The sequence below is a fragment of the Bacillus sp. ES1-5 genome, assembly GCF_022487605.1.
Classification (GTDB): Bacteria; Bacillota; Bacilli; order Bacillales; family Bacillaceae_G; genus Bacillus_A; species Bacillus_A wiedmannii.
On record NZ_JAKVPU010000004.1, the window covers coordinates 81,979 to 89,393 of the forward strand.

The 7,415-nt window shown below is 34.7% G+C and carries 2 protein-coding genes and 1 pseudogene; 2 read left to right on the top strand and 1 reads right to left on the bottom strand.

Translation table 11 applies throughout. The features are described 5' to 3' along the window. Positions 1-158 precede the first annotated feature (158 nt). Positions 159-622: pseudogene (locus MKO96_RS15230) on the bottom strand (ABC transporter permease); the annotation flags it as partial. 970 nt (positions 623-1,592) lie between these two features. Here MKO96_RS15230 and MKO96_RS15235 point away from each other — a divergent pair. Then, the gene (locus MKO96_RS15235; protein WP_240587963.1) at positions 1,593-2,846 is read left to right on the top strand and encodes an MFS transporter; all 1,254 of its coding nucleotides are present in this window, start codon (positions 1,593-1,595) and stop codon (positions 2,844-2,846) included. A gap of 14 nt (positions 2,847-2,860) precedes the next feature. Continuing rightward, positions 2,861-7,414 carry a non-ribosomal peptide synthetase gene (locus MKO96_RS15240; protein WP_240587964.1) on the top strand — a complete coding sequence of 1,518 codons (4,554 nt, stop codon included), beginning with the start codon at positions 2,861-2,863 and terminating at the stop codon, positions 7,412-7,414. Position 7,415: the final 1 nt, after the last annotated feature.

Consider the following 7,415-nt stretch of genomic DNA (forward strand, 5'->3'; position numbering starts at 1 on the left):
AATAGCAATGGGATAGCACCACATGCCTTCAACCTAAGACATTACACTATCCATAAAGCCAAAAATACGTTATCCCTTCCTCTGATTCTGCAGAAAGAATAGCGTGTTTTTTCATTTTAAGAGGAATTTTATTTTCTTAGCTTGATAGAGATGTGGTGCTACTCCATTAGTAAAACAAAGAATTTAATTAGCTCACTAATAAAGCTCGTGAATATGAGAATAGAATTTCCTGCAATAGGTAAGTCTATGTGCCTGCTCTGCGCTAAAAAACTTATTGCCAAGAAGGCCACGCTACTATGAAGAACAGAAATCAAAATAGGTTTAAAAAATAATATCCTAATTTGTTGGGTTACAATTTTTTTATCTCTCTTTTAGTTAACCCTAATTTAGAAAGCATTTGAAATTGGCTTTTATCTCGATCTAAATCTGTAAATAAACGAAAGTATAAGAAAATAATTATAAATATAAAAAATACAACTCCTACTAGTACACTAAGAATAGATAGTATCGCATTCACTTGTTTACTTTCTAACCATTTTAATACCGGGGAATCAAATATAAAAGATCGATATGCGTTTTTATAATCATTTGGAATTATCTTTGTAAGTTTTTTAGCCACATTTTTATTAGCACAACGAGTTAGCGTATGAACAGAGTGTAGCAAGCGGCGAGTCATAGTCGATAGTGAACTTCTGTCATATTTATAAAGAATAATAAAAATTGAGTGGGATCCGGCTGGGTTAATAGTTCCGTCATAAAAAGCATGACATTTTGACACTACCGTATATGACAGAAAAACACTTAGTATCAAAGAGCGGTTTTTAAAACATTAACAATAGATGAGGAGGGAGATTTTTATTGCGTATGATAAAAATATAAAGAGGAATGAAAGGGAAAACAGGTATGACCTACTTATGAAAAATAAAACAGTAACGAGAGTGTTTTAAGGAAAAGAAGTAATTTTTATGATTAACATACATGTGGAAAAAGAGGAGTATATCGTTTGTTAGGACTCAATAGCGTTTGTGAAAATAATATTAACTAAGATAATTGCAAATTCACTTTGTTTATATCTGAATTTTCCGATTTGATTATTTCAACTTTATGAAGATAGTAGCTAGAAAATTTATGTGATAGTATTTTAAATAGAAAAAAGAAAATTCTGAAAAGAGGGTGTAATTTGGATGGTTTAACTATTGTAAATGTTAGGGTTAGATAACTATTAATGGATTATTTTCATTAAGTAGAGTTTTAGCTTGTAGAATATGAAAATCAAAGAAGGTTGTTCAGATAAATTAATGAAATATTATCGTTTTTTACTGTGGTTGTAATGACGATATAACTAGAAATCATTTAATTTGTCCACGTTTATAGGTGAAAAAGATTATTTAGAGTCAGAAGTGAATGTATAAAAACTAAAAATAAGTATATTTGAATGCATAAATTATCCCAAAGCTATTGAATTTTATAGTTATTGAAGTTTGAATACTATTAAATTTCGGATGGATATATGTGAGTTATAAATTATGTGCAAAAAAGAGGTATTGTGTACACGAAAACATCCGTTTTAGTAAATTTAAGGAGCACATTTTATGAAAACTACCGATTCAAAAGGCCTATTAGGAAATAGGGTTTATTTACAAGTTTTCTCTGCCTATTCATTGCTTATGCTTGGTGTTTTTATTGATATGTTAGCGATTATGACTATAGTTGGGTTTGAATGGGAAGTAGATCCTACTATGATTGGATTGATCCCTGTTGCATATGCACTTCCTGGAATTATTTTTGGCTCATGGGCAGGTGTTATTGCAGATCGTTTTAGAAAAATTCCAATTATGATGTTCTGTAATTTGATGGTTGGTTTAATAACAATTGCTCTTTTATTTGTACAAAATATCCACTGGCTCTTAGTGGCATTAATGATTCGTTCCATTTTTATTGTTTTCTATTATCCTGCACAACAAACACTAACAAGACAGATTGTATCCCCAGATTTGCTTACTAAAGCAGTAAGTATCAACGGAATAGTAGAGCAGGGTACCAAGATAGTAGGCCCACTTATAGGGGGCATGTTGCTGAGTTGGTTTCAGCCAGAGTTCTGCCTCATTATAAGAGCTATAAGTTGTTTATTAGCTACGTTAGTTCTGATACCCACAATAAAATTTAAAGAAACTATATCGAAAGAACTTGTTGAAAAGCAAAAGCAAAGCACTTGGGCCGCTTGGGTACAAGGGTGGGGCTATGTGTTATCTAATCGAATAATATTATCAACTATGATTTTCGTTACAATAGCCATGGCAGTATTACAATTAGTAGACTCACAATTCCCGACTTTATTTAAGAGCTTATTCCCACATGATAAAAGTAAAATGGGATATATCATTTCTATTATTGGTCTTGGCGGAATACTTGGTGCATTACTAACTCAGAAATTAAAACGATTTCAATATGGTTGGGTAGTATGTGGAGGCATGGTTTTAATGGGAATTGGTTTTGGGGGGATTGGTTTGATAACGCCCGGTACGGTCTTCGTTTTGGCCTATCTGATTAGTTTTATCGCTGGTATTGGAAGTGGGCTGATGCTTGTATCTAATCAAGTCATTTTACAAATAGAATCTGATCAAGATCAAGTAGGAAGAGTATTTGGTATTCAAAGCAGTTTAACAAACGCAGTTCTAATTATTTCTCCTGCTATGAGTGGCCCATTAGTGCATTTGTTTGGAGTAACTCAGCTCTATGTTTATGGCGGGATTGGGCTTGTTGTCATTGGAGTAATAGGAGTTTCACTGCAGAAATATTTATGGGCTAAACATAAACACGAACCTATAAGAGCAAATAATTTTTGAAGGGAAGATTTTTTATGACCAATGAGGAATGTTTTCTATTAAGTCACCCGCAGCGAAGAATATGGTATACAGAAGTTATTCATTCTGATAAAGGGATATGTAATTTAAGATTTTTATTTAAACTTCATCGAAAAATGAATTATTCAAAATTAAACCAAGTTGTGAATCGTGTTATCAGTGAAAATGACGGTCTGTGCATTAGATTAAAAGAAAATGGGCATCAGGAACCTAAACAATATTTTATTAAACATGAAGAACAAGAATTTGAGTTTTTCGATTTCAGTAATGTGGAGAATTCAGATTTGCTTGAGGAATGGATTGAGCAGAAAACAAAAGAAAGGTTTACATTACTTAATTCAAATTTATACTATTTCGCTTTAATAAAATTAAACGATAATGAATGTGCAGTCTTTGGAAATGTTCATCATATTATCATGGATGGTTTATCAATTCAAATATTTACTGAGCAGATTGCAAAATATTATTATGAAATGCATAACGAGACTGAGGAAGGCGAAATTAAAAATTCATATGTTCAATTTCTGGCCAATGAACAAACATACTTGAATAGTAGTCGCTTTCAAAAAGATCAAAAATTCTGGTTAGAGGAATTTAAAACACTTCCATCTGTAACCGGATTGAAACCCTATAATACATACCAAGTTAGTACCAAAGCATCACGCGAGACGTTTATATTATCGGAGCATTTGAAGAGAAAAATAGAGTTATTTTCCCAAAATTACAAATTTAGTTTATATACTCTTTTTGTCGCTGCTTTCTCGTTGTCCATGTATCGGTGGACTTCTTCGCTTGATATTGCATTAGGAATGGCTTACGGCAACCGCATGACTAAAATGGAACGAAAATTGATTGGAATGATGGTGAGTACAGTTCCTTTAAGAATGGATATTGATCCAGAAGAAGAAGTGCTTTCATTTATTGGTAGGGTGTCCAGAAAACAAAGTAAATCATTAAGACATCAGAAATATCCATTTGATTTATTATTAAAGCAGATTAATAAAGAGAATAACAGCAATGTGAGACTTTTCGGAACTACGATTGATTATAGGGATCGTGATGAAAGTGGTGACTCACTATGGATCGCAAACCGTGAAGAGGTACAAGATTTTGCAGTGCATATTGAAAATCTAATTGATATAGACTCTTTACATGTACATATTGATTATCGTGAGGAGCTATATTCTAAGGAAGAGATAAAACGCTTTTTTAACGTTATGTTAGCGATAATGGAAAACACTTTTGAAAACCCAAAGCAGAAGGTAGCTGAAATCGAAATTATTTCTGATGAAGATAAAAGAAAAAGTTTAGTTGAGTTCAACAATCCTAAGCTGGATTTCCCACCTCGGGAAACTCTTCATGAATTGTTCGAACGACAAGCAATGATTTATCCAAACGCTATTGCAGTTACGTATGAAAAAGAAAAAGTTACTTATAAGGAGCTTAATGAACGTGCAAATCAGTTAGCTCATTATCTGCAGAAAAAGGGAATAGGACCTGATACTTTAGTTGGACTGTGTGTTGAACGTTCTCTCGAAATGATTGTAGGTATTTTAGGGATTTTGAAGGCTGGTGGGGCTTATGTTCCACTTGATCCAACATATCCAGAGCAGCGACTTCAATATATTTTAGAGGATGCTAGCATTCAGTTATTCGTAACGCAAGAAAGTTTAAAAGAATTGAAATGGTTACCAGAAAATGTTGAATCGATTTGCCTGGATCGTGATCAAGAAGAGATTGGGAAAGAAAGTAAGACCTTGCCGGTTTCTGATGTGAATTCCCAAAATCTAGCTTACGTAATCTATACTTCAGGATCAACAGGGAATCCAAAGGGCGTTATGATAGAGCATCACAATGTCATTCGGTTATTTAAATCGACGGATTGTTGGTATCAGTTTAATGAAAAAGATACTTGGACGCTTTTTCATTCTTATGCATTTGATTTCTCAGTATGGGAAATTTGGGGAGCATTATTATATGGTGGAAAATTAGTTGTTGTTCCGTACTGGATTAGTCGATCGCCAAAAGATTTTTATCAATTATTGGTGGAGGAAGAAGTCACAGTTCTAAATCAGACACCTTCCGCATTTCGACAATTAATACGAGTGTGTGAACATGAAGATAAGAATAAAAACTTGCTGCGTTATGTGATATTTGGCGGAGAAGCGTTAGAACCCATTAGCTTGTTACCGTGGTTTCAAAGATATGGGGATAAAGAACCACAGCTAATTAACATGTATGGAATTACAGAAACTACAGTTCATGTTACGTATTATCCAATTACTCTAGATGATGTGCATCATGCTTCGAGAAGTAATATCGGAAAACGGATTCCAGATTTAGAAGTGTATATATTAGATGCTTATCAACAACCTGTTCCTATAGGTGTAGATGGTGAGCTTTATATTGGCGGGGCAGGGATTGCGCGTGGGTATTTAAATAGACCTGAATTAACAGCAGAGCGCTTTATATCTCATCCATTTAGTAGTGATCCGAAAGCAAGATTATACCGGACAGGAGACTTAGCGAGGTATTTGCCAGATGGTAATCTGGATTATCGTGGAAGAATTGATCATCAGGTTAAAATACGTGGTTTCCGAATTGAGATTGGGGAGATTGAGTCTACTTTAAATGCATATGCATCTATAAAAGAGGCAGTTGTAATTGTAAGAGAAGATCAACCGGGTGATAAACGATTAGTAGCTTATGTTGTAGGAGATGGAAATGTAGGTGCGTGGAGAGAGTATCTTAAAGCGAAACTACCGAGCTATATGGTACCTTCAGGATACGTGAAGATGGAAGCCATTCCACTTACAGCTAACGGAAAAGTTGATCGCGAGGCCTTACCTATGCCAGAGGAAAAGCAGATTAATAGTGAATGTGTTGGCCCTCGGAATAGTAATGAACAGATACTGGCTACAATTTGGAAGCAAGTATTAGGTATTAAAAAGGTGGGAATCTATGATAATTTCTTTGAAATTGGTGGCGACTCGATTCTCAGTATTCAAATCATATCTCAAGCAAGTCAAGTAGGGTTAAAACTTACTCCAAAGCAAATGTTTGAATGCCCAACTATTGCCGAGCTGGCACAAGTGGCTATAGAAACGCAGGGAGTACAAGCGGAGCAGGGGATTGTGACAGGAGATGTGCCTCTTACTCCAATTCAGTACTGGTTCTTCGAGCAAGAACATCCACATCCAGAGCATTGGAATCAATCAATGCTTTTAAGAGTAAAAGAGAGATTGGATGTGAAGTTACTAGAGGGAGCAATATTAAATTTAATCAAACATCATGATGCTTTACGTTTTCGGTACGAGCAGTTATCAAACGGAACATGGAGGCAGAGAAATGAAGGGACTGATGAGCTGTCAGTACTCCATGTTGTAAAACGGAACAAAGTTAATGAAAAAGAGTGGAATAAAATAATACAAGAAGAGATGAACATTAATCAAGATAGTTTCAATTTAGTTACTGGTCCGTTAATGAGAGTAGTTTACTTTGAGGATAACTTGACTGGAAATGATCGAATATTCTGGGTGATTCATCATTTAGTAGTAGATGGAGTATCGTGGAGAATTCTATTGGAAGATTTACAGGTGGTATATAACCAGATGAAACAAGGTCAAGGAATTCGCTTACCTGCGAAAAGTACATCTTTTAAAGAATGGTCTGAACGACTCCAGACATACAGTGATTCGGGTATTTCAAAAGAAGTACAGGATTATTGGAATGAACAAGTAGAAAAAGAAACGATGACAATTCCAATGGACTATCCAATACAAGAAACAACAGAAGAATCGATTGATCAAGTGACGAGGACTTTAGGAATAGAAGAAACATATGCATTGTTACACGAAGTTCCAGTGACTCATAAGACAAGGATTGATGAGGTACTATTAACGGCAGTAGGACAAGCTATCGTCGATTTTACAAATCAGCAAACGGTTTCTATTCATCTAGAAGGACACGGAAGAGAAGAGATGATTGAAGGTATTGATTTATCACGGACAGTGGGCTGGTTTACCAGTATTTATCCCGTTCATCTCAATTTTCAAGGAACTCAAACACCTATAGAAGGGTTAAAGGCTGTCAAAGAACAATTGCGTCGAATTCCGAATCGCGGAGTTGACTATGGTATTTTACGTTACTTGAATAAAGGGTTAATTCCGGTTTATCAGCAAAAGCCTTCAATAAGCTTTAATTATTTGGGCCAATTTGATCAGGTGTTTTCAATGGAATCTTTGTTTATGCAAGAGACAGGGTTTACATTTTTAGATCATGCTCCAGATTCCAAACCATCTCATCTAATTGATGTTATTGGAATGGTGAAAGATGAAAAGTTACATTTTGTTTGGATGTATAGTAGGGAACAGTTTTCTAAATTAAAAATTCAAGTGATAGCAGATGGTATGTTAAGGCATCTTCGCCAACTTATAAATAAACCAACAACAGAGTCTGCTTTTACGGTATCAGATTTTACTGATGCAGAGGATCTTACGGAAGAAAGCTTGAGCAAAGTATTACTTAAATTAACAAAGAAGAGGGTGTAAA

Coding starts and splice junctions, on each gene's coding strand:
- MKO96_RS15235 (WP_240587963.1), top strand. CDS start 1,593: ATGAAAACTACCGATTCAAAAGGCCTATTAGGAAATAGGGTTTATTTA.
- MKO96_RS15240 (WP_240587964.1), top strand. CDS start 2,861: ATGACCAATGAGGAATGTTTTCTATTAAGTCACCCGCAGCGAAGAATA.